This window comes from Actinokineospora lacus (assembly GCF_053813445.1).
This window is the reverse complement of record NZ_JBQERA010000001.1, coordinates 710,649-729,080: the sequence shown is the minus strand read 5'-3', so window position 1 is coordinate 729,080 and position 18,432 is coordinate 710,649. Positions and strand designations below refer to the sequence as shown.

The 18,432-nt window shown below is 74.0% G+C and carries 18 protein-coding genes; 3 read left to right on the top strand and 15 right to left on the bottom strand.

Going from position 1 to position 18,432, the window contains the following annotated elements; all coding sequences use genetic code 11:
* Positions 1-40 precede the first annotated feature (40 nt).
* From ACTG9Q_RS03610 to ACTG9Q_RS03575, 8 genes are all read right to left on the bottom strand, one after another.
* Positions 41-1,573, bottom strand: coding sequence for a uroporphyrinogen-III synthase (locus tag ACTG9Q_RS03610; protein WP_455571115.1), 1,533 nt, complete (start codon positions 1,571-1,573; stop codon positions 41-43).
* Between the two features lie 21 nt (positions 1,574-1,594).
* On the bottom strand, positions 1,595-2,554 hold the full coding sequence (hemC, locus tag ACTG9Q_RS03605; RefSeq protein ID WP_455571114.1) for a hydroxymethylbilane synthase: 960 nt from the start codon (positions 2,552-2,554) through the stop codon (positions 1,595-1,597).
* On the bottom strand, positions 2,551-3,861 hold the full coding sequence (locus ACTG9Q_RS03600; protein WP_455571113.1) for a glutamyl-tRNA reductase: 1,311 nt from the start codon (positions 3,859-3,861) through the stop codon (positions 2,551-2,553). Before ACTG9Q_RS03600 ends, hemC begins: the two co-directional genes overlap by 4 nt.
* Positions 3,858-4,658: a redox-sensing transcriptional repressor Rex gene (locus ACTG9Q_RS03595; protein WP_455571112.1), complete on the bottom strand. Its 801-nt coding sequence runs from the start codon at positions 4,656-4,658 to the stop codon at positions 3,858-3,860. The genes ACTG9Q_RS03600 and ACTG9Q_RS03595 overlap by 4 nt, the downstream gene beginning before the upstream one ends.
* Before the next feature lie 241 nt (positions 4,659-4,899).
* Positions 4,900-5,571, bottom strand: a complete 672-nt coding sequence (locus ACTG9Q_RS03590) for a fasciclin domain-containing protein (RefSeq protein WP_455571111.1) — start codon at positions 5,569-5,571, stop codon at positions 4,900-4,902.
* A gap of 159 nt (positions 5,572-5,730) precedes the next feature.
* On the bottom strand, positions 5,731-7,371 hold the full coding sequence (locus ACTG9Q_RS03585) for a molybdopterin-dependent oxidoreductase (protein ID WP_455571110.1): 1,641 nt from the start codon (positions 7,369-7,371) through the stop codon (positions 5,731-5,733).
* A 34-nt stretch (positions 7,372-7,405) separates the two neighbouring features.
* The gene (locus tag ACTG9Q_RS03580; RefSeq protein WP_455571314.1) at positions 7,406-7,624 is read right to left on the bottom strand and encodes a glutaredoxin family protein; all 219 of its coding nucleotides are present in this window, start codon (positions 7,622-7,624) and stop codon (positions 7,406-7,408) included.
* Between the two features lie 24 nt (positions 7,625-7,648).
* Positions 7,649-9,166 (bottom strand): AMP-binding protein, encoded by a 1,518-nt coding sequence (locus ACTG9Q_RS03575; RefSeq protein ID WP_455571109.1) that lies wholly within the window; start codon positions 9,164-9,166, stop codon positions 7,649-7,651.
* A gap of 199 nt (positions 9,167-9,365) precedes the next feature.
* On the opposite strand from ACTG9Q_RS03575, the gene ACTG9Q_RS03570 reads away from it, so the two are divergent.
* From ACTG9Q_RS03570 to ACTG9Q_RS03560, 3 genes are all read left to right on the top strand, one after another.
* Positions 9,366-10,094, top strand: coding sequence for a sigma-70 family RNA polymerase sigma factor (locus ACTG9Q_RS03570; RefSeq protein ID WP_455571108.1), 729 nt, complete (start codon positions 9,366-9,368; stop codon positions 10,092-10,094).
* Positions 10,095-10,179: 85 nt separating this feature from the next.
* A complete protein-coding gene (locus ACTG9Q_RS03565) occupies positions 10,180-11,343 on the top strand; it encodes a DUF5667 domain-containing protein (protein ID WP_455571107.1) in 1,164 nt (387 codons plus the stop codon).
* A gap of 125 nt (positions 11,344-11,468) precedes the next feature.
* Positions 11,469-12,305: an HAD family hydrolase gene (locus ACTG9Q_RS03560; protein ID WP_455571313.1), complete on the top strand. Its 837-nt coding sequence runs from the start codon at positions 11,469-11,471 to the stop codon at positions 12,303-12,305.
* Between the two features lie 84 nt (positions 12,306-12,389).
* Here ACTG9Q_RS03560 and ACTG9Q_RS03555 read toward each other — a convergent pair whose 3' ends face one another.
* The 7 genes from ACTG9Q_RS03555 to ACTG9Q_RS03525 all read right to left on the bottom strand — a co-directional run bounded on the left by ACTG9Q_RS03555 (position 12,390) and on the right by ACTG9Q_RS03525 (position 18,375).
* A complete protein-coding gene (locus ACTG9Q_RS03555; protein WP_018684825.1) occupies positions 12,390-12,491 on the bottom strand; it encodes a 30S ribosomal protein bS22 in 102 nt (33 codons plus the stop codon).
* A gap of 127 nt (positions 12,492-12,618) precedes the next feature.
* Entirely contained in the window at positions 12,619-12,837 is a 219-nt protein-coding gene (locus tag ACTG9Q_RS03550) for a helix-turn-helix domain-containing protein (protein WP_455571106.1), read from the bottom strand.
* 157 nt (positions 12,838-12,994) lie between these two features.
* Positions 12,995-13,816 (bottom strand): pyrroline-5-carboxylate reductase, encoded by an 822-nt coding sequence (gene proC, locus ACTG9Q_RS03545; protein ID WP_455571105.1) that lies wholly within the window; start codon positions 13,814-13,816, stop codon positions 12,995-12,997.
* Between the two features lie 18 nt (positions 13,817-13,834).
* Complete coding sequence (locus ACTG9Q_RS03540; protein ID WP_455571104.1) at positions 13,835-14,689, bottom strand: thioesterase family protein; 855 nt, start codon at positions 14,687-14,689, stop codon at positions 13,835-13,837.
* A gap of 61 nt (positions 14,690-14,750) precedes the next feature.
* Complete coding sequence (locus ACTG9Q_RS03535; protein ID WP_455571103.1) at positions 14,751-15,677, bottom strand: proline dehydrogenase family protein; 927 nt, start codon at positions 15,675-15,677, stop codon at positions 14,751-14,753.
* 77 nt (positions 15,678-15,754) lie between these two features.
* Positions 15,755-16,531 carry a sugar phosphate isomerase/epimerase family protein gene (locus tag ACTG9Q_RS03530; protein ID WP_455571102.1) on the bottom strand — a complete coding sequence of 259 codons (777 nt, stop codon included), beginning with the start codon at positions 16,529-16,531 and terminating at the stop codon, positions 15,755-15,757.
* Positions 16,528-18,375: a hypothetical protein gene (locus tag ACTG9Q_RS03525; protein ID WP_455571101.1), complete on the bottom strand. Its 1,848-nt coding sequence runs from the start codon at positions 18,373-18,375 to the stop codon at positions 16,528-16,530. The genes ACTG9Q_RS03530 and ACTG9Q_RS03525 overlap by 4 nt, the downstream gene beginning before the upstream one ends.
* Between the last annotated feature and the right edge of the window lie 57 nt (positions 18,376-18,432).

Genomic DNA, 18,432 nt, shown 5'->3' with positions numbered 1-18,432 from the left:
GGCCGGGCGACCTGATCGGCCGCCCGGCCCACCGGTGAGGTCAGCGGCGCGCGCGCTTGGTCTTGCGCGGCGGGGGCAGCGCGCCCTCGGCGCGCAGGCGGGCGGCGTGCTCGGCCAGGGCGTCGACCAGCGCGGGCACGGTGGCGTGCTCGGGCTGGACGTCGACCCGCAGGCCGAACTCCCGCGCGGTCTCCGCGGTCTTCGGCCCGATGCAGGCGACCAGGGTCCGCGCGTGCGGCTTGCCCGCGATGCCGACGAGGTTGCGCACGGTGGACGATGAGGTGAAGCACACCGCGTCGAAGCCGCCGGTCTTGATCATCTCGCGGGTCTCGGCGGGCGGCGGCGCCGCGCGGACGGTCCGGTACGCGGTGACGTCGTCGATCTCCCAGCCGCGGTCGCGCAGACCGGCGGCCAGGGTCTCGGTGGCGATGTCCGCCCGCGGCAGCAGGACGCGCTCCACCGGGTCGAGGATGTCGTCGTAGGGCGGGAAGTCGGCCAGCAGGCCCTCGCTGGACTGCTCGCCCGAGGGCACCAGCTCCGGGTTGATGCCGAACCCGCGCACCTTCGCCGCGGTCGACTCGCCGACGCAGGCGATCTTCACGCCGGAGAACGCGCGGGCGTCCAGGCCGAACTCGGCGAACTTCTCCCACACCGCGCGCACGGCGTTGGTGGAGGTGAAGATCACCCACTGGTAGCGCCCGTCGACCAGGCCCTTGACCGCGCGCTCCATCTGCGCGGGGCTGCGCGGGGGCTCCACCGAGATCGTCGGCACCTCCGACGGGATCGCCCCGTGCAGGTGCAGGCGCTCGCTCATCTCACCGGCCTGGTCCTTGGTGCGCGGCACCAGGACCCGCCAGCCGTAGAGCGCGCGCGACTCCCACCACGACAGCTTCGAGCGCCCGGCGGCCACCGTGCCGACGGTCACCACGAGCTGCCCGGACATCTCCCCCGCGTCCGCGGCGAGCGCGGCCAGGGTCGTGTCCACGGTGCGTTGGCTGGTCGCCGTGCCCTCCGCGGTCACCGCGACCGGGGTCTGCGCGGCCAGGCCGTGCTCGACCAGGGCCGAGGCGGCCTCGGCCAGGTGCGACGCCGTCGCGTGCAGGACGATCGGGCCGGGCGCGCCCGCCAGGCCCGCCCAGTCGATGTCGCCGCGCACGTCGACCTCGGTGTGCGTGGACCCCAGCGCGATGCCCGCGTACGCGGGGACCGCCGTCGCCGGGGAGACGCCGGGGACCACGTCGAAGGCGACGCTCGTCTTGGCGACCGCGTGGCACTCGGCGACGACCGCCGAGTGGGTCAGCGGGTCGCCCGCGACCAGGCGGACGACGACGCGCCCGGCCCTGGCCTCGGCGGCGAGGTCCTTGGCGACGTCGCCGGGATCGCCGACCGCGGGGCGGACCTCGGCGTCGGCCCGGGTGCAGGCGAGCACGCCTGCCGGGACGTCGGGGTCGGTCACCACGAGTTCGGCGCGGTCGAGCAGCTCCCTGGCGCGCACGGTCAGCAATCCGGCGTCGCCGGGTCCGGAGCCCACGAACGCGACGCGGCCGGGGGACTTGCGGGCACGGGTGGTCATGTCAGGCCACTTCCTCATCAACTACTGCTCGGGGCCGGAAAGCACCCCGGCGCCGAGTTCCAGCAGCTCGGCGGCCACCGCACGGCCGAGCTGCGCTGCATCGGTCAGGTCACCCGTGGCCGAGGCCCGCACCATCTCGACAGGACCCACGAGCGGGTCACTGCCCTGCGAGTACGCGGCGGCGGCCCCGCGCAGCGACAGGCGCAGAACCACCTTGTCGTCGGCGTCGAGGTCTTCCACCACATCGGCCAGTGCGCCGACAGGCGCGCTGCAGCCCGCTTCGAGCGCGGCCAGCAAGGCCCGCTCGGCGGCCGCGGCGGCCCGCGTCGCTTCGTCGTCCACAGTGGATCGGAGCAAGTGCTCGGTGTCGACGTCGTCGACCCGGCACTCGATCGCGAGGGCGCCCTGGGCGGGCGCTGGCAACATCTGGATCGGGTCCAGCGTCTCGGTGATCTCCTCGAGCCTGCCCAGCCGGGCGAGACCCGCGCGGGCCAGCACGACGGCGTCGAGCTCGCCGTCGCGCACCTTCTTGACCCGGGTGTCCACGTTGCCGCGGATCGGCACGACCGTCAGGCCGAAACCGAGCGCGTGCAGCTGCGCGGCCCGCCGGGGCGAGCCGGTGCCGACCGTCGAACCCGGGGGCAGCTCGCCCAGGGTCAGCCCGTCGCGGGCGACGAGCGCGTCGCGCGGGTCGGCGCGCGGGGGGACCGCGGCCAGCGAGAGCCTCGGGTCCGGCGCGGTCGGCAGGTCTTTGTAGGAGTGCACGGCCACGTCGACCGTGCCGTCGGCGAGCGCGTCGCGCAGCGCGGAGGTGAACACCCCGACGCCGATCTCGGCGATCGGCGCCGAGGACAGGTCCCCCGGCGTGGCCACGGTGACGATCTCGACGCGCGCGCCCGCCTTCTCCAGGGCGTCGGCGATGGTGCCGGTCTGGGCCAGGGCGAGCGCGCTGCCCCGGGTGCCGATCCTGATGGTCCTCATGGGCGTCCCTCCGCGGGCGTCTCGGCGGAGGTCAGCGCGCCCGGGGCCGAGGGGTCGAGCCCGAACAGCTCGCGCAGCGCCTCGGCGTACCCGGTGCCCGCGGGTCCGGAGGCCAGCTCCTTGACCCTCACCGTGGGGGTGTGCAGCAGTTTGTCGACCACCCGGCGCACGGTGCGGGCCAGTTCGTCGCGCACCACGCCGTCCAGCTCGGGCAGGCGGGTGTCCAGGCGCAGCAGCTCGGCGTCGACGACCTCGGCCGCGCGCCTGCGCAGCGCGGTGACCGTCGGGGTGACCGCGGCCGAGCGCTGCGACGCCAGGAAGGCGCGCACCTCCTCGGCCACCATCTCGTGCGCGCGGCGGGTGTCCAGGCCGCTGGGGGAGTCGGCGAGCCGCCGCTGCAGGCTCTCCAGGTCCACCAGCCGCACGCCGGGCACCAGCGCGACGCCGTCCTCGACGTCGCGGGGCAGGCCGAGGTCGCAGACGACCAGCGGACGGGTCCGCGGCGCGACGTGGGCGGCGAGCACCACCGCGCCGACGGCGCCGGTGCAGGCGACCACCAGGTCGGCGTCGGCGATGTGGCCTGCCAGGCCGCCCAAGCCGACGGCCTCGGCGGGCACGCCGTGCTCGCGCAGCGACGCGGCCAGCCGCGTGCCGTTGGCCTCGGAGCGGTTGGCGACCACGACCGAGCCGATCGCGGCCCGGCGCAGCGCGGCGGCGGCCAGCCCGCCCATCGACCCGGCTCCGACGATCAGCGCGCGGCGCCCGGCCAGCCCGTCGAGCACGCGGTCGGCGTCGGCCAGCGCCTCGCCGACGACGGAGGCGCCCGCGGCGTCCAGGCCGGTGTCGGAGTGCACGCGCTTGCCGATGCGCAGCGCCTGCTGGGTCAGCTCGTGCAGGGCGCGCCCGACGGCGCCCGCCTCGCTCGCGGCCTGGTAGGACTGCCGGACCTGGCCGAGGATCTGCGCCTCGCCGACGACCATCGAGTCCAGGCCCGCGGCGACGGTGAACAGGTGCTGGGCCGCGGCGGCGGCGTAGTGCACATAGAGGTGCTCGTGCAGCTCGGCGACGTCCAGGCCGGAGTGCCGGGCCAGCACGCCGACCACGTCGGACAGACCGGCGTGGAAGGCGTCGACGACCGCGTAGACCTCGACCCGGTTGCAGGTGGAGACCAGCATCGCCTCGGTGACCGAGTCGCACCCGATGAGTTCACCGAGCAGCTTGGGCACGTCCGGGGCGGACACGGCGATGTGTTCGAGGACGCGCACGTCCGCGGTCCGGTGGGACATGCCGATGGCGAGGATGCTCACGTCACCACCATCCCATCGACGCGGCCGTTGATGCGTCCGTCAACGGGCGGTGCCAGATCCGCGCGGCGGGCCACGTGGAAGGAGAGCACCTGCAGCTCGACGGCCAGGTCCACCTTGCGGACCTCGACGTGGTCGGGCACCTGGAGCACCACGGGGGCGAAGTTGAGGATGCACTGCACGCGCGCGGCGACCAGCCGGTCGCACACCCCCTGCGCGGCGGGCGGCGGGGTGGCGATGACCCCGATGGACACCTCGCGCTCCAGGCAGACGCGGGTGATGTCCTCGATGTGGTTGACCGGGATGCCGCCGACCGGCACGCCGACGAGGTCGGCGTCGATGTCGAACAGGGCGCTGACCGGGAAGCCGCGGCCGGGGAAGCCGCCGTAGTTGGCCAGCGCGTGGCCCAGGTTGCCGATGCCGACCACGGCGACGCTGTGCTTGCGGGTCAGGCCGAGGATGCGCTCGATCTCCTCGATGAGCACCGCGACCTCGTAGCCGACGCCGCGGGTGCCGTAGGAGCCGATGTAGGAGAGGTCCTTGCGGAGCTTGGCCGAGTTGACCCCGGCGGCGACGGCCAGCTCTTCGCTGGAGACCGTGCCCGAGCCCTGCTCCTGGAGGGCGGAGAGCACCCGCAGGTAGACGGCCAGCCGGGCGACGGCGGCCTCGGGGATGGCCCTGGCCCGGTCCCGGGCGGCGGGGACGACCGCGACCCGGGGGATCGGCGCGGTGATCTCCGCGGCGGTCGGGGCGGCCGGGTCGGAGCCGACCCCGTTCCGCTGGCCTCGCTGTGCCGCCACGCTGCTACTCCTCGACAGACATGTCACCGGGTTGTCACCACGGTACCGCTTGTGAAGGTGTGCACAAAGTCAGTGGTAGAGGGCTTGACCGACACCACACTGTCCCTCTGGGGGAGAGACGTGGGCCACTTTCACCGTGTCCTTCTGCAGTCCTTCTTTAGCCATCACCCGCACGTGCGAGCGGGGCGGGACCGAAGTCCCGCCCCGCGGCTCTTGCTGCCTTGCCTCACGCGCTCTTACCTCACGCGCTGGGCACCATGACCTTGTCGATCACGAACACGGTGGCGTTCGAGGTCGGGATGTTGCCGCACAGCACCTTGGCGCCGTTGACGGTCATGCCCGAGGTCGCGTCGCCCTCGATCTTCAGCTCGGGGGCGGAGCCGTTCAGCGACTTGACGCTGCCCGCCTCGGCCAGGCCCTCGGCGTCGTAGCGGGTGCTGAGGACGTGGAACTGCAGGATCGGGGCCAGCTGGTCGGGAGCGGCCGCGAGCGCCTTGAACTTCGCGTCACCCAGCGCGTCGAAGGCTGCGTCCGCCGGGGCGAACACGGTCAGCGCGGGGGCGGTGTTGAGCGTGTCGCCCAGGCCGTCGACCGCGCCGACGGCGGCGACGAGCTTGGTCAGCAGCGGGTTGGTGCTCGCCGCGGTGGCGACCGGCTGCGGGCCCATGGCCTCGAGGCCGCCGGGCTCGCTGCCCTTGGGCAGCATGCCGCAGGCGGGGCCGAAGGTGTCGGCCGCGGTGGTCACGCCCTCCCCGCCCCCGGCGGCCGTCGTTGTCGTCGTCATGGCCTCCGTGGTCGTCGCCGGGGCCATGGTGGTCGTGGTGCCGCCGGTCGACGGCTGCTCACTGTTGCTGCACGCGGTAAGGGCGAAAGCGGCTGCGGCAACCGCTGCTGCAGCGGGAACCAGCTTCATATTCACCTTGGATCACTCCGTTTCCGAATGGACTCTCATCGTTACTTCGGCGCCGATGGCCCGAAGGTTGGGTTCCCGATCGGGGGAAACCGATTTCTTTTTCGAGTTGCGGGAGCTGTCAAAGCGTGCTCTGCACAAATCAGGTTCACGAATGGGTGGTCACGCCACGTTGAAGAGAATCGAGTGCCAGCCCGTCGCCCCGTCGGGGATCGGCGCCACGCGCTCCTCGACCTGCGTGTACCCGCCGCGGTCGGTGGCCCGGACCTCGACGCGGTGGCTGCCCGCGGCCAGGGTGACCTCGAGCTTCCACATCCGCCACGTCTGGTCGTTGACCTCGGTGGTGAGGTCGGTCTCCTGCCACTGGCCGCCGTCGAGGCGGATCTCCACCTTCTCCACGCCGGTGGTCTGCGCCCAGGCGATGCCCGCGAGCGTCACCGCCCCCGCGGGGAAGGTCTGGAACGGCTTGGGCACGTCGATGCGCGACATGGTCTTGATCGGGGCGACCTTGCCCCAGCCGCGGTCCTGCCAGTAGAACGCCTTCTCGCCGTCGCGGATCAGCTCCAGGTCCACGACCCACTTGGTGGCGGAGACGTACCCGTAGAGGCCCGGGACGACGACGCGCGCCGGGAACCCGTGCTCCAGCGGCAGCGGCTCGCCGTTCATGTTGATGGCCAGCAGCGCGCCGCGCTCCTCGGACATCATGTCCGCGACCGGGGTCGCGGTGGTCCACCCGTCCACACTGGTCGCGAACACCTGGCCCGCCTCGGGGCGCACGCCCGCTTCCATCAGCAGCTCGCGCATCGACACGCCCACGAAGTTGGCGGTGGAGATGAGCCCGCCGCCGATCTCGTTGGACACGCAGGTCATGGTGATCGTCTTCTCGATCTGGGTCCGCCCCCGGATGTCGTCGAAGGTCAGCTCCAGCTCGTTGTCGACCAGTCCGTGGACGCGCAGGCGCCAGTCCTCGGCCCGCACCCGCGGGACCGTCAGCGCGGTGTCGATGCGGTAGAAGTCCTTGTTGGGCGTGATGAAGCTCGGCGTGCCCGCCTTGGCGAAGTCCGCGCCCGCCGGGATGGGCGGCGCGGGGCGGGCGGCGGTGACCACGCCCACGGCCTGCCGCGAGCCCTGGATGTCGGCGCGGCCGCCCAGGTACTGCCCGCCGACGGCGGCCACCCCCACGCCCGCGGCGACACCGCCGGAGGTCACCAGGAACCGCCGCCTGCCGACGCCGCTGTCCCGCGCGGTCCCGCCGGGCTCGGCGCCCGCGGGCACGGGCTCGCCAGGGAATCCGTCAGTGGGCTCGTCAGGGCCTTTGCCTGTGGTTTTGCCTGGGGCCTTGCCCGTGACCGTGGTCGACGGACCCGCGGTCATGGCCAGGGCGTGCAGCCAACGCAGGACGACCACGCCCGCCACGATGCTCGCGATCGGGGCGAGGACGGCCAGCTGGCCGACGTCGGGCCGGTACAGCACGGCGGCGACGCCGATCAGCCCGAGCACGACGGCCAGCACGGTGCCAGGCAGCGGCGAGCGCCGCGACAGCAGGCCCGCCAGCACGGCGAACCCCACCAGCGCCACGGCGATGCCGATGAACAGCAGCAGCTTGTCCCACTCGGGGCCGAACTGCTTGCCGAACTCCACCAGCCACGGCGGTGAGAGGTCGACGGCGCTGTTGGCCACGGCCAGGTAGGGCGAGGCACTGCTGCCGACAAGGGCTGCGACGAGGTGGCCCGCGGCCAACGCGGCGCCCACGCCCAAGACGCCGATGAGGGCCGCGACGTGCCACCGCAGGCGGGTTTCCATGTGAGTCATTCGGCCCAACCGGCCCCGCGGATTGTCACGAACCCAGAACGGTCCGCAACCGGTCTTCCTCCACGCGCCAGTAGCCGTGCTCGGCGCCGTCGACCAGGATCACCGGCACCCGGTCGCCGTACTCGGCGCGCAGCTCCGGGTCGCCGTCGACGTCGACGGCCGCCCATCCCACGCCCAGCTCGCCGCAGATGCGCGCGACGTCGGCCTCCGCGGTCTCGCACGACGGGCAGCCCGCCCGCGTCATCACCTGAACTCGCACGCCGCCACGCTACCGGCGCAGGCTGGCCCGCCGGAGCTTGCCGGTGGCCGAGTGCGGCAGGTGCGGGGTGAACTCGACCGCGGCGGGCACCTTGAACCGGGCCAGCCGCTCGGCGCAGTGCGCGCGCAGCGCCTCGGCGTCCAGCTCGGCGTCCGGACGCAGCACGACGACGACCTTGACCCGCTCGCCCGCGCGCTCGTCGGGCACGCCGATCGCGGCCACCTCCAGCACCTCGGGCAGCTCGGCGACGACCTGCTCGACCTCGTGCGGGTAGACGTTGAACCCGTTGACGATGATCAGGTCGCCCGCCCGGTCGACCAGGTGCAGGTCGCCGTCCTCGTCGAGGTAGCCGACGTCGCCGGTGCGGAACCAGCCGTCGGACCCGGGGCCGTGGTGGCCGTCGGGCCAGTAGCCGCTGAACAGGTTCGCCCCGCGCGCGGCGACCAGGCCGGTGTCGGTGTCGTCGGTGAAGTCCATGGCGACGGACCCGCCGTCGGCCCCGTCGGGGGCGCCGCCCACCGGGGTGCCGTCGCTGTCGACGAGGCGGATCTCCACCCCCGGGATGGGCCTGCCCACCGAGCCGGGCTTGGCGGCGCCGCCGACCAGGGTGGAGGTGAGCACCGGGCCGGTCTCGGTCAGGCCGTAGCCCTCGAAGACCGACAGGCCGGTCTCGGCCCGGAACAGCGCCAGCGTGCCGGGGGTGAGCGGGGCCGCGCCCGAGGTGCAGATGCGCAGGGTGGCCAGGGCCTCGCCGAGCCGGTCGGCGCCCGCGAGGGTCAGCGCGGTGTACATGGCGGGCACGCCGATGAACACCGAGACCCGGTGCCGCTCGCACAGCTCGAGCACCGGCTCCACGGCGAACTTGTCGACCAGGACGCCGGTGGCCCCGGTGGCGGCGACCTGCCACAGCCCTGACTGGCCGTAGGCGTGCGACATGGGGATCGACAGCAGCACCCGGTCGGTGGCGGTGACCGGCGCGGGCCGCAGCTGCCCGCACTGCGCGGCGTTGGACAGCAGCGCCCGGTGCGACAGCATCGCCCCGCGCGGCTCGCCGCCGGTGCCGGAGGTGTAGGCGAGCACGGCGATGTCCTCGCCGCCGCCGACCGCGGCGACCTTCTCGGCCGGTTCGGGCGGATTCAGGTCGGACAGGTCCAGGTCAGGCGGGTCCAGGACGGTCAGGCCGGTCAGCTCGCCGAAGCCGAGCACGGCGCCGCTGTGCGCGAGCTGCCGCTCGATCTCGCGGGGCGCGGCGTCCATGTCCACCGGCACGGCGATCCCGCCCGCGCGCAGGACCCCGAACAGCGCCACGCAGAACGCCGCCCCGGTGGGCATCCGCAGGGCGACCCGGTCGCCGGGGCGCAGGCCCGTGCCGAGCAGCCGGGCGGCGCAGCGGTCGACGGCGGTCTCGACCTGCTGCCAAGTGAGTGAAGCCGACGCGGAGGGATCGACCAGCGCCAGATGTCGGGGTACCTTCGCGCTCGCTTCGGAGACGAGGTCCGCGAGATTGCCGGTCGGCGGTCCGTGCATCGTGTCGTCCTCAATCGCTGTCGGGCCGAGTCGCAGGGAGATCGTTCCAGAGCCGATCGCAGTGTGGCACGGGTCACCCGCGTCACGATTAACTACCTGCCACGTCCCGTCCTTGGACTCGGACTTGGTGCCTACTAAGAAGTAGCAACCCCGTAAGCTGCGAGCTCGGACCACATCGAGGGAAGTGTGCGCCTGCCCGATGACCCGCCAGACGCGCCCGCCGCAGGCCTCCGCCGTGCCGCAGGCCCGATCCGCACCGGATCGGGCGGCTGAGGTGCGCGCTGACGCCGAGCCGACCCAGCCCGACGGCGAGTCGGTGCCCGAGCCGGGGCCCGAGCCGGTGGCCGACGCCCAGGCGCCCACCCAGGCGCCCGCCGAGGGGCACGGCGCCGCCTGGGACCTCGTCCACGCGGCCCAGGGCGGCGACACGGTCGCCTTCGGCAGGCTCTACGACCGCTACGTCGACATCGTCTTCCGGTACGTGCTCTTCCGCGTCGGCGACCGCGAGCTGGCCGAGGATGTCACCAGCGAGACGTTCCTGCGCGCGCTGCGGCGCATCACCACCGTCAGCTACCAGGGCCGCGACGTGGGCGCGTGGTTCGTCACCATCGCCCGCAACCTGGTCCTCGACCACGTCAAGTCCAGCCGCTACCGGCTGGAGATCACCACCCCCGAGATCCGCGACTCCGAGCGCGTCGAGGCGGGCCCCGAGCAGCAGGTGATGTCCAAGGTCACCCGCGAGGCGCTGCTGGCCTGCGTCGACCAGCTCGGCGACGACCAGCGCGAGTGCATCGTGCTGCGCTTCCTGCAGGGCCTGACCGTCGCCGAGACGGCCAGGGTGATGAACCGCAACGAGGGCGCGGTCAAGGCGCTGCAACACCGCGCCGTCCGACGGCTGGGCCAGCTGTTGCCCACCGAGATCAGATAGCGCCCGCCGGATACGGTTCACTGCCGTAACCCCGCACGCGCGGCGCTCGTTTCACTGGGCGAGATCGAACACGAGTCGGAGTGGGATGGTGCAGAGCGGGACCGGGCCGCAGGGCCCTCGACGCCAGCGGGAGCCGGACGACGGCGACCGCGCCGGGGCGACCCCGGCCACCGACGACGCCGTCATCGCCCTGCTGGCCGAACTCGCCCCGCTGACCGCCCCGGACCGCGCCGAGCGCGACCGGATGCGGGAGCGGGTGCTCGCCGGGCTGAACCGGCCGAGCCCCGTCCCCCGCACGCCGAGCCCCCGACCGGCGCGGGCGGGCCGGGCCCCCCGCGGCAGGCGGGCGGCCGGTGCCGCGACGCGTCCCGGGGACGAGCCGAGAGCCAAGGGCTACGGCGCCCGCGGCCGCTTCGCCATCGCCTCCGTCGCCGTGCTCGCCCTGGTGTTCTCCCTGGCCGGGATGAGCCTGCTGCTGGCCCGTGACGCCCTGCCCGGCGACCCGCTCTACGGCGTCAAGCGCACCGGCGAGGCCGCCTCCCTCGGCCTGACCTTCGGTGACGAGGGCCGCGGGTTCAAGCTGCTGGAGTTCGCCACCGACCGCGTCGGCGAGCTGGAGACGCTGGCCCAGGCGTACGCCGACCCCGCGAACGCGCCCCTGGGGGCGTACCTCTCGGCGCTGGCCGACTTCGACCAGGACGCCGCGGCGGGCTCGCGCTCGCTCACCGAGGTGGCCGCCGCCGGGCGCGATGGCGCGCTGCTGGGCACCCTGCGCGACTGGGCGGGCCACCAGCGCGTACGCCTGGGCACGCTGCGAGCGCCCGCGGCCGCGCTCACCCCGCAGGCGGTGTCGCTGGCCCTGCTCGGCCGCATCGACGACCGCGCCGCCGCGCTGTCCGGCAGGCTCGCCTGCGCGCAGGTCACCTCCGGCGCCCTCGACGAGCTCGGCCCGCTGCCCGCCACCACCGCGTGCGCGCCCGCCCCGGTGGCCACCTCGCCGCTGGGCGTCCCCTCGCCCGCCCCCACCGCGACCGCTCCCGGCCCCGGCACGGCCCCTGGCCGGACCGCGGGCGGCCCCACCACCCCCGGCGGCCCCGAGCCGTCCCCGCGGGCCACGGGCACCCCCACGCCCCCGTCAGCGCCCACCACGACGCCGCCGCCCACGACCACGACGGGGCCGAACGCGCTGCCGCCACTGCCGCTGCCGCCCATCGAGGTTCCCCCTCTGCTGCCGGGTTTGCCGGACTAGGAGATCGGTCCACTTCCCGAGCGCGCGATCGTGCCCGATCGCTAGGCTGTTGTCCAAAGCGAGTACGGGAGGCGTGGGTGTCGTCGCTGCGGCGGGAGGAACTTGCGGAGCTGGACCAGATCGCCGTGGAGGCCGGTCAGGCCAGTGCCGAGGCGGCCGTCGCGCTGAGCCAGGACGTCGACGACCCGGTCGACCTCACGGCCGCGGCCTTCTTCGACGTCGACAACACCATGATGATGGGCGCGTCGATCTTCCACTTCGCCCGCGGCCTCGCCTCCCGCAAGTTCTTCACCAACGCCGACCTCGCCCGCTTCGCCTGGCAGCAGATGATGTTCCGGGTGGGCGGCAGGGAGAGCGTCGAGGGCATCCGCAACCACCGCGAGCAGGCACTGTCCTTTGTGGCCGGGCACTCCGTCGGCGAGCTGCGCGACCTCGGCGAGGAAATCTTCGACGAGCTGATGGCCGACCGGATCTGGCCGGGCACGCGCGCGCTGGCGCAGATGCACCTCGACGCCGGGCAGCGGGTGTGGCTGGTGACGGCCACCCCGGTCGAGCTGGCGACCATCATCGCCAGGCGGCTGGGGCTGACCGGGGCGCTGGGGACGGTGGCCGAGAGCGTGGACGGGGTGTTCACCGGCAAGCTGGTCGGGGAGCTGCTCCACGGGCCCGCCAAGGCCCACGCCGTGCGCTCGCTGGCCGCGCGCGAGGGCCTGGACCTGCGCCGGTGCACGGCGTACTCGGACTCCTCCAACGACGTGCCGATGCTGTCGGTGGTGGGCACCGCGGTCGCGGTGAACCCCGACGGCGGGCTGCGCGACGCCGCGCGCAAGCGCGGCTGGGAGATCCGGGACTTCCGGACCGGGCGCAAGGCCGCGAAGATCGGCGTGCCGTCGGTCCTGGGGGCGGGCGCCGTCGCGGGCGCGGTGGCCGCGGGCCTCGCCTACCGCCGCCGCGCCATCTGACCCACCAGATCCAGCAGCACGAAAAAGAGCGGGCGCCCGCCTCGGAATTCGAGGTGGGCGCCCGCTCTCAGCGTGCCGAGACCGCTACTTCTTCAGCTTTCGACGCTGGACACGCGTCTTGCGCAGCAGCTTGCGGTGCTTCTTCTTCGACATGCGCTTGCGGCGCTTCTTAATGACGGAGCCCATAGGTGTCCTTAGCTGTTCGTGGTGAATCTTCGGGTGCCGGGCGCTGAAGGTGCGGGCACGTCACCGACGCGCGCCAAGACACCAGGCACAACGGTCATCCAGGGTACCCGGTTGGGCTGTCCCGTCTTCATCCGGCGTCGAAGTACGCCTTCTCGAGGTACTCGTGCACGGCCTGCTCCGGCACCCGGAACGACTTGCCCACGCGGACCGCGGGGAGGTCGCCGCCGTGGACCAGGCGGTACACCGTCATCTTGGATACTCGCATGATGGTGGCCACCTCGGCCACCGTCAGGAACTGCACCGGTGCCAAGGCCGGCGTGTTGGGGTCGCGCTTGTTCGCAGACATGGTTCACCGCGTCCTTAACCACGTGTCGCGCCGCCGGCTTCCCCACCGACGGTTTCGACACGCACGTGCTCCCCCGAGGGTAGCGGGACTCCTGTGACTCGTGCGACGCCACGACCCCCGAGGAGCGCAACTTGGGAGAAGGTCCGACCCGGTTGGGTCAGTCCTCCTCGTGTTCGCGGCCCAGGTCGCGGGAGCGGTCCCGGGCGGCCTCGATGGCCGCGATCAGGGCCGCGCGGACGCCGTGCTTCTCCAGCTCGCGGATGGCCATGATGGTGGTGCCCGCCGGGGAGGTCACCGCCTCGCGCAGGGTGACCGGGTGCTCGCCGGTCTCCACCAGCATCGCCGCGGCGCCCACGGCGGACTGCACGATCAGCTTCTCGGCGACCGTGCGCGGCAGCCCGAGCAGGATGCCCGCGTCGATCATGGCCTCGACCAGGTAGAAGAAGTACGCCGGGCCGGACCCCGACAGCGCGGTCACCGCGTCCTGCTGGGACTCCGGCACCCGCGCCACCTTGCCGACCGCGGCCAGCAGGTCCTCCACCACGGCCAGGTGCTCCGGGCCCGCGTGGCGGCCGGGGGAGATGGCGCTCATCGCCTCGCCGACGAGCATCGGCGTGTTCGGCATGACCCGCACCACCGGCACCCCGTCGGGCAGCCTGCGCTCGAACAGGGCCGTCGGCAGGCCCGCGCACAGCGAGACGACCAGGGTGCCCGCGGAGACCACCCCGGCCAGCTCGTCGAGCACCGGATCGATGTCCTGCGGCTTGACGGCCACCACCAGCACGTCGGCGGTCTTGGCCGCGGTCGGCACGTCGGCCGAGCGGATGCCGTAGATGGCGGTCAGCTCGGCGGCCCGCTCCGGGTGGCGCTCGGTGAACAGCAGCTCGTCGGCGCTGCGGCCGCCGTGCAGCAGCCCGGAGAGCAGGGCCTCGCCGATCTTCCCGGCGCCGATCACGGCGACGGTGGGGCGCTGGGTCATGGCGACCACCCTAAACGCTCACGCGATCGCCGAGAGGGCGAGTTGCCGCGCCTGGCAGACCAGTCGCCCGGTCGAGTCGACCACGGTGGCGTCGGAGTCGAACCACATGCCGTGGACGGCCTTGGACTCCACCTGGATGCGCAGCCAGCCCGGCGCGGGCCGCGAGCGCAGGTGCGCGGTGAGCTGCACCGTCGGCGACCAGCCCGTGCGGCCCAGGTTGAACGTCACCGGCATCGAGATGTCCCCGGCGACGAGGGCGAAGAGCGGGTCGGCGTGCTCCCCGCGCGGACGGGCCCACAGCCGCAGCCGCAGCGGGTCGCCGACCTGGCCGTGCAGGAACCCGGCCCCGTTGGGGTCCAGGCGCACGTCGCAGCCCGCGGTGAGCTTGAACACCGACGCGGCGGGCAGCGTGGCCAGGTCGATGGCGTTGCCCGGCGGCTCGGCGGGCTGGTTGGGCAGGTCGCTCCACGCCGCGCGCTCGCGGGGCAGGCGCCCGGTGGTGACCATGGCCTCGACGCACGGCCCGCCGCTCTGTTCCAAGTAGACCGACACCACGGTCGTGCGCCGCCCCGACTTGCGGACGTCGGTGCGTAACAGGACCGGCCCGACACCCGGCGGGCGCAGGAACTGCGCGCTCACCGACAGGGGGTCCACCAGCGGCGCGCCCGCGCTGTGCGCGGCCACCGCCGCCCTGGCCATCAGGGCCAGCAGGAAACCCCCATGCGGCCGTCCCCCGACCGTCCAGGACGCGGGCAGGTCGGCGGTGAACGTACCGTCCCCGAGTGCCCGCACCCTGGTCGCCGCGGCGAACGCCCCACCCGCGGGCGTCTGCCCGCCCACCCGCACGTCGCCGTGCCCAGCAGCACTACTCATGAGCGACAGCCTGCCACGCCGGGTGGGCGGGTTTCGCCTTGCACGGCCCCAAATAGTCTTCTCAGCCCCGACTGGCGAGCGCGCGGAGGAAGAACGCGGTGTTCGCGGGGCGCTCGGCCATCCTGCGCATGAGGTAGCCGTACCACTCCCCGCCGTAGGGGACGTACACCCGCACGGTGTGGCCGAGGCGGGCCAGACGGCGCTGCTCGTCGGGGCGGACCCCGTAGAGCATCTGGAACTCGAAGGAGCCCGGCTTGCGCCCGTGGGCCTCGGCGCGCTCGGCGATGATGGCCACCAGGCGCGGGTCGTGGGTGGCGAACATCGGGTACCCGTCGCCCGCGAGCAGGGCGTTGACGCAGCGCACGTAGCTCAGGTCGACCTCGTCGCCCGCCGGGTAGGCCACCGACTCCGGCTCGGCGTAGGCGCCCTTGCAGAGGCGCACGCGCGAGCCGGTGGAGGCCAGAGCGGTGGCGTCGCCGAGGGTGCGGCGCAGGTAGGACTGCAGGACGGCGCCCACCCATGGCCACGTGGCGCGCAGCTCGGCGAGGACGCGCAGGGTGGAGTCGGTGGTGGTGTGGTCCTCCATGTCGAGGGTGACCGTCGTGCCCGCCGCCTCGGCCGCCCGGCAGATGCGCCGGGCGTTGGCCAGGGCCATGCCCTCGTCCAGGAGCTGGCCGACGGCGGTGAGCTTGACGCTGACCTCGGCCCGGTCGGCGAGGCCCTCGGCGCTGAGCCTGCCGAGCAGGTCCTCGTAGGCGCGGACGGTGTACTCGGCCAGCGCGGCGTCGGTGGTGTCCTCGCCGAGGTAGTCGAGGGTGACGGCGAGGCCGTCCCCGGTGAGCTGCCGGGTCACGGCGACGGCGTCGGCAGTGGTCTCGCCCGCCACGAAGCGGCGCACCACATCCCGACTGAGCGGCGCGGTCGCGACCGCCCGCCGAATGGCGCCGTTCTTGGCGGCGGCCAGGATGATCGAACGCAAGGGGTTCACGAGCGAAAGGGTACGACCCGGGGAGCGGGCACGGGCAGCCTATGGGTTCATCCCATGTTTTGGTGCTGAACCACGGCCTAGAGGTGCGTCCTGGCGAACTGCAGGGCCTCCGCCAGGTCCTTCATCCGCTCGGTGGCCGTCCGCGCCCGCCGCGTGTTGACCTCCAGCACCACCTGCCCCGTGAAGCCCTCGCGGGACAGCGCCTGGCACACCTCGGCGCAGGGCTGGCCGCCCCGGCCCGGCACCAGGTGCTCGTCCTTGGCCACCCCGGTGCCGTCCGCGAGGTGCAGGTGGGTCAGGCCCCGGCCCATCCGCCGGGCCAGGTCCACCGCGTCCACCCCGGCGGCGGCGGTGTGCGACAGGTCCAGCGTGTAGTGGCGGTGCCCGACCACGGTCGGGTCCGTCGAGGGGCGGAAGGCGGACACCACGGCACGGCCCCGGCGCACCGGGAACATGTTCTCCACCGCGACCGCGACCCCGCTGTCGGTCTCCAGCTCGTCCACCAGGTCGGGGAAGGCGTCGGCGTAGCGGCGCTGCCACCGGAACGGCGGGTGGACGACGACGGTCCGCGCGCCCAGCTCCTGGGCCGCCTGGACCGAGCGGCGCAGCCGCACCTCGGGATCGGGCGACCAGACCCGCTGGGTGATCAGCAGGCACGGGGAGTGCACGGCCAGCACCGGGACCCCGGTGGCGGCCACCTGGCGGCGCAGGGCCTTGACGTCCTGGCTCAGCGGGTCGACCCAGACCATGACCTCGACGCCGTCGTAGCCCAGCTCGGCGGCCAGAGCGAACCCCGCCGCCGCCGACTGCGGCCAGACGGACGCGGTCGAGAGGCCGACGGGGATCAGGGTCACCGCCCGATGAGCAGCAGCATCGCCGGGGACACCGTCACGACCAGCCCCACCAGGACCGCGAGGACCGTGGTGTTCAGGTCGTCGGCCCTGCGGATGCGCCGGACGATCAGCACCAGCAGGCCGATGACCGCCACGGCGGCGACCAGGGCGGCGACCGGCAGGAAGCCCCACAGCCAGTTGAAGCCCAGCCACACGACCGCGCCGCCGACCACGCCGAGGGCGAGCTGGCCGACCATGATCAGCCACGCCTTCGATGGCGAGATCTCCTCGTCGGCGGTCTCGTCGTCGGCGCCGATCTCGTCGAGGTCCTCGAACTCGTCGAGATCGCCCCGGTCGTCGCGGTCAGCGGTCGCGGGCGAGTCGAGGTCGTCGTGGGCGCGGTAGCCCTCGAAGCGGCGGGCGGCCTTGTCGTCGAAGGCCTCGTGCTCCTCGAGGAACTCCGGCGGCGGCGCCTGGTGGTCGATCGCGGTCTGGGAGGAGTCGCCGGGGAAGTCGCCGGGCCGGACCGGGCGGCTGACCTCGGTGGCCTGGTTGGCGACCGGGCGCGGCGGTATCGGGAGCTGCTGGGACAGCTGCGGCTTGGGCAGCGGCTGTGAGGGCTGCTGAGGCGCCATCGGCAGCTGCTGAGAGGGCTGCTGGAGCGGTTGCGACGGCTGGGGCTTGGGCAGCTGCTGGGACGGCTGCGGGCCCGGCGGGGGCGCGGGCTTGGGGGCGCGCTGGGGCATCCGGGAGGTGCCGGGGGCGCGGCGGGGCAGATGCGGGGAGCGGCCGTTGACGGAGCCGTCGCCCTCATCGTCCAGGGGCGGCAGGCCCCGCTGGGTGTCCGGCCCCACGGGCAGGCCGCGCTGGGTGCCCTGGTCGACCGGCATACCGCGCTGGGTGCCCTGGTCGACGGGCAGGCCGCGCTGGGTGCCCTGGTCGACCGGCATACCGCGCTGGGTGCCCTGGTCGACGGGGAGACCGCGCTGGGTGCCCTGGTCGACCGGCATACCGCGCTGGGTGCCCTGGTCGACGGGGAGACCGCGCTGGGTGCCCTGGTCGACCGGTAGGCCGCGCTGGGTGCCAGGGTCGACGGGGAGACCGCGCTGGGTGCCCTGGTCGACCGGTAGGCCGCGCTGGGTGCCAGGGTCGACGGGCAGGCCGCGCTGGGTGCCTTCCAGCTCCGGCTGGCCGCCGTCGAGGGCGTCGCCGACCCGGCGCGGGTCGCGGCGGGCCGCGTCGGTGGGCAGGCCCCGGCGCGGGGCCTCGGCCTGCGGGTGGCGCGCCTCGGCCTGCGGGTCGAGCGGGCGGCGCGGGGCGTCGGTCTGGGGGTGCCGGGCCTCGGCCTGCGGGTCCAGGGGACGCCTCGGGGCGTCGGCCTGCGGGTGGCGGCCCTCGGCCTGCGGGTCGAGCGGGCGGCGCGGGGTGTCGGGCTGGGTGCGGGCGGCACCGCCCGGCGCGTCCTCGGCGGGCCGCCTGCGCCTGCGCGTGGTGGCGGGCACGCGGGGCAGCTGCTCGGTCATCGGCTCCGGCGGGTCGTGCCGGGGGGCGCGTCGGGGTGGCTGCTGCTCGGCGGGCGGTGCGGCGGGCGCGGGAGGGGGCGGCGCGGGCGCGGCCCGGCGGGACCCTCGGGTCTGGCGGTGCGAGGTGCGCTCGGGGGGCTCCTGGTCCTCCCTGATGGCGGCCATCTCGCCGCTGTCGGACATGACGCGCTCGATGATCGCCTGGGGGGCGGTGTCCGAGACGTCGTCCGCCCTGCGGCGCCGCCGCCTGGGCGCGCCTTCACCCGAGCTGTCGCCGTACTTGGCCAACAGCTCGGCAACGGTGCGCTGCTGCGTGCGCTCCGACCCGCCTTCGTGACTCATCCACTCCACCGTGCCCCGTGTGGGCCGATCCGTCCAGTGCGCGCACGGCCAACGGGC

Coding starts and splice junctions, on each gene's coding strand:
- proC (WP_455571105.1), bottom strand. CDS start 13,816: ATGACCCAGCGCCCCACCGTCGCCGTGATCGGCGCCGGGAAGATCGGC.
- ACTG9Q_RS03585 (WP_455571110.1), bottom strand. CDS start 7,371: ATGGAAACCCGCCTGCGGTGGCACGTCGCGGCCCTCATCGGCGTCTTG.
- ACTG9Q_RS03555 (WP_018684825.1), bottom strand. CDS start 12,491: ATGGGCTCCGTCATTAAGAAGCGCCGCAAGCGCATGTCGAAGAAGAAG.
- ACTG9Q_RS03525 (WP_455571101.1), bottom strand. CDS start 18,375: ATGAGTCACGAAGGCGGGTCGGAGCGCACGCAGCAGCGCACCGTTGCC.
- ACTG9Q_RS03610 (WP_455571115.1), bottom strand. CDS start 1,573: ATGACCACCCGTGCCCGCAAGTCCCCCGGCCGCGTCGCGTTCGTGGGC.
- ACTG9Q_RS03565 (WP_455571107.1), top strand. CDS start 10,180: ATGGTGCAGAGCGGGACCGGGCCGCAGGGCCCTCGACGCCAGCGGGAG.
- ACTG9Q_RS03540 (WP_455571104.1), bottom strand. CDS start 14,689: ATGAGTAGTGCTGCTGGGCACGGCGACGTGCGGGTGGGCGGGCAGACG.
- hemC (WP_455571114.1), bottom strand. CDS start 2,554: ATGAGGACCATCAGGATCGGCACCCGGGGCAGCGCGCTCGCCCTGGCC.
- ACTG9Q_RS03575 (WP_455571109.1), bottom strand. CDS start 9,166: ATGCACGGACCGCCGACCGGCAATCTCGCGGACCTCGTCTCCGAAGCG.
- ACTG9Q_RS03590 (WP_455571111.1), bottom strand. CDS start 5,571: ATGAAGCTGGTTCCCGCTGCAGCAGCGGTTGCCGCAGCCGCTTTCGCC.
- ACTG9Q_RS03550 (WP_455571106.1), bottom strand. CDS start 12,837: ATGTCTGCGAACAAGCGCGACCCCAACACGCCGGCCTTGGCACCGGTG.
- ACTG9Q_RS03570 (WP_455571108.1), top strand. CDS start 9,366: ATGACCCGCCAGACGCGCCCGCCGCAGGCCTCCGCCGTGCCGCAGGCC.
- ACTG9Q_RS03580 (WP_455571314.1), bottom strand. CDS start 7,624: ATGACGCGGGCGGGCTGCCCGTCGTGCGAGACCGCGGAGGCCGACGTC.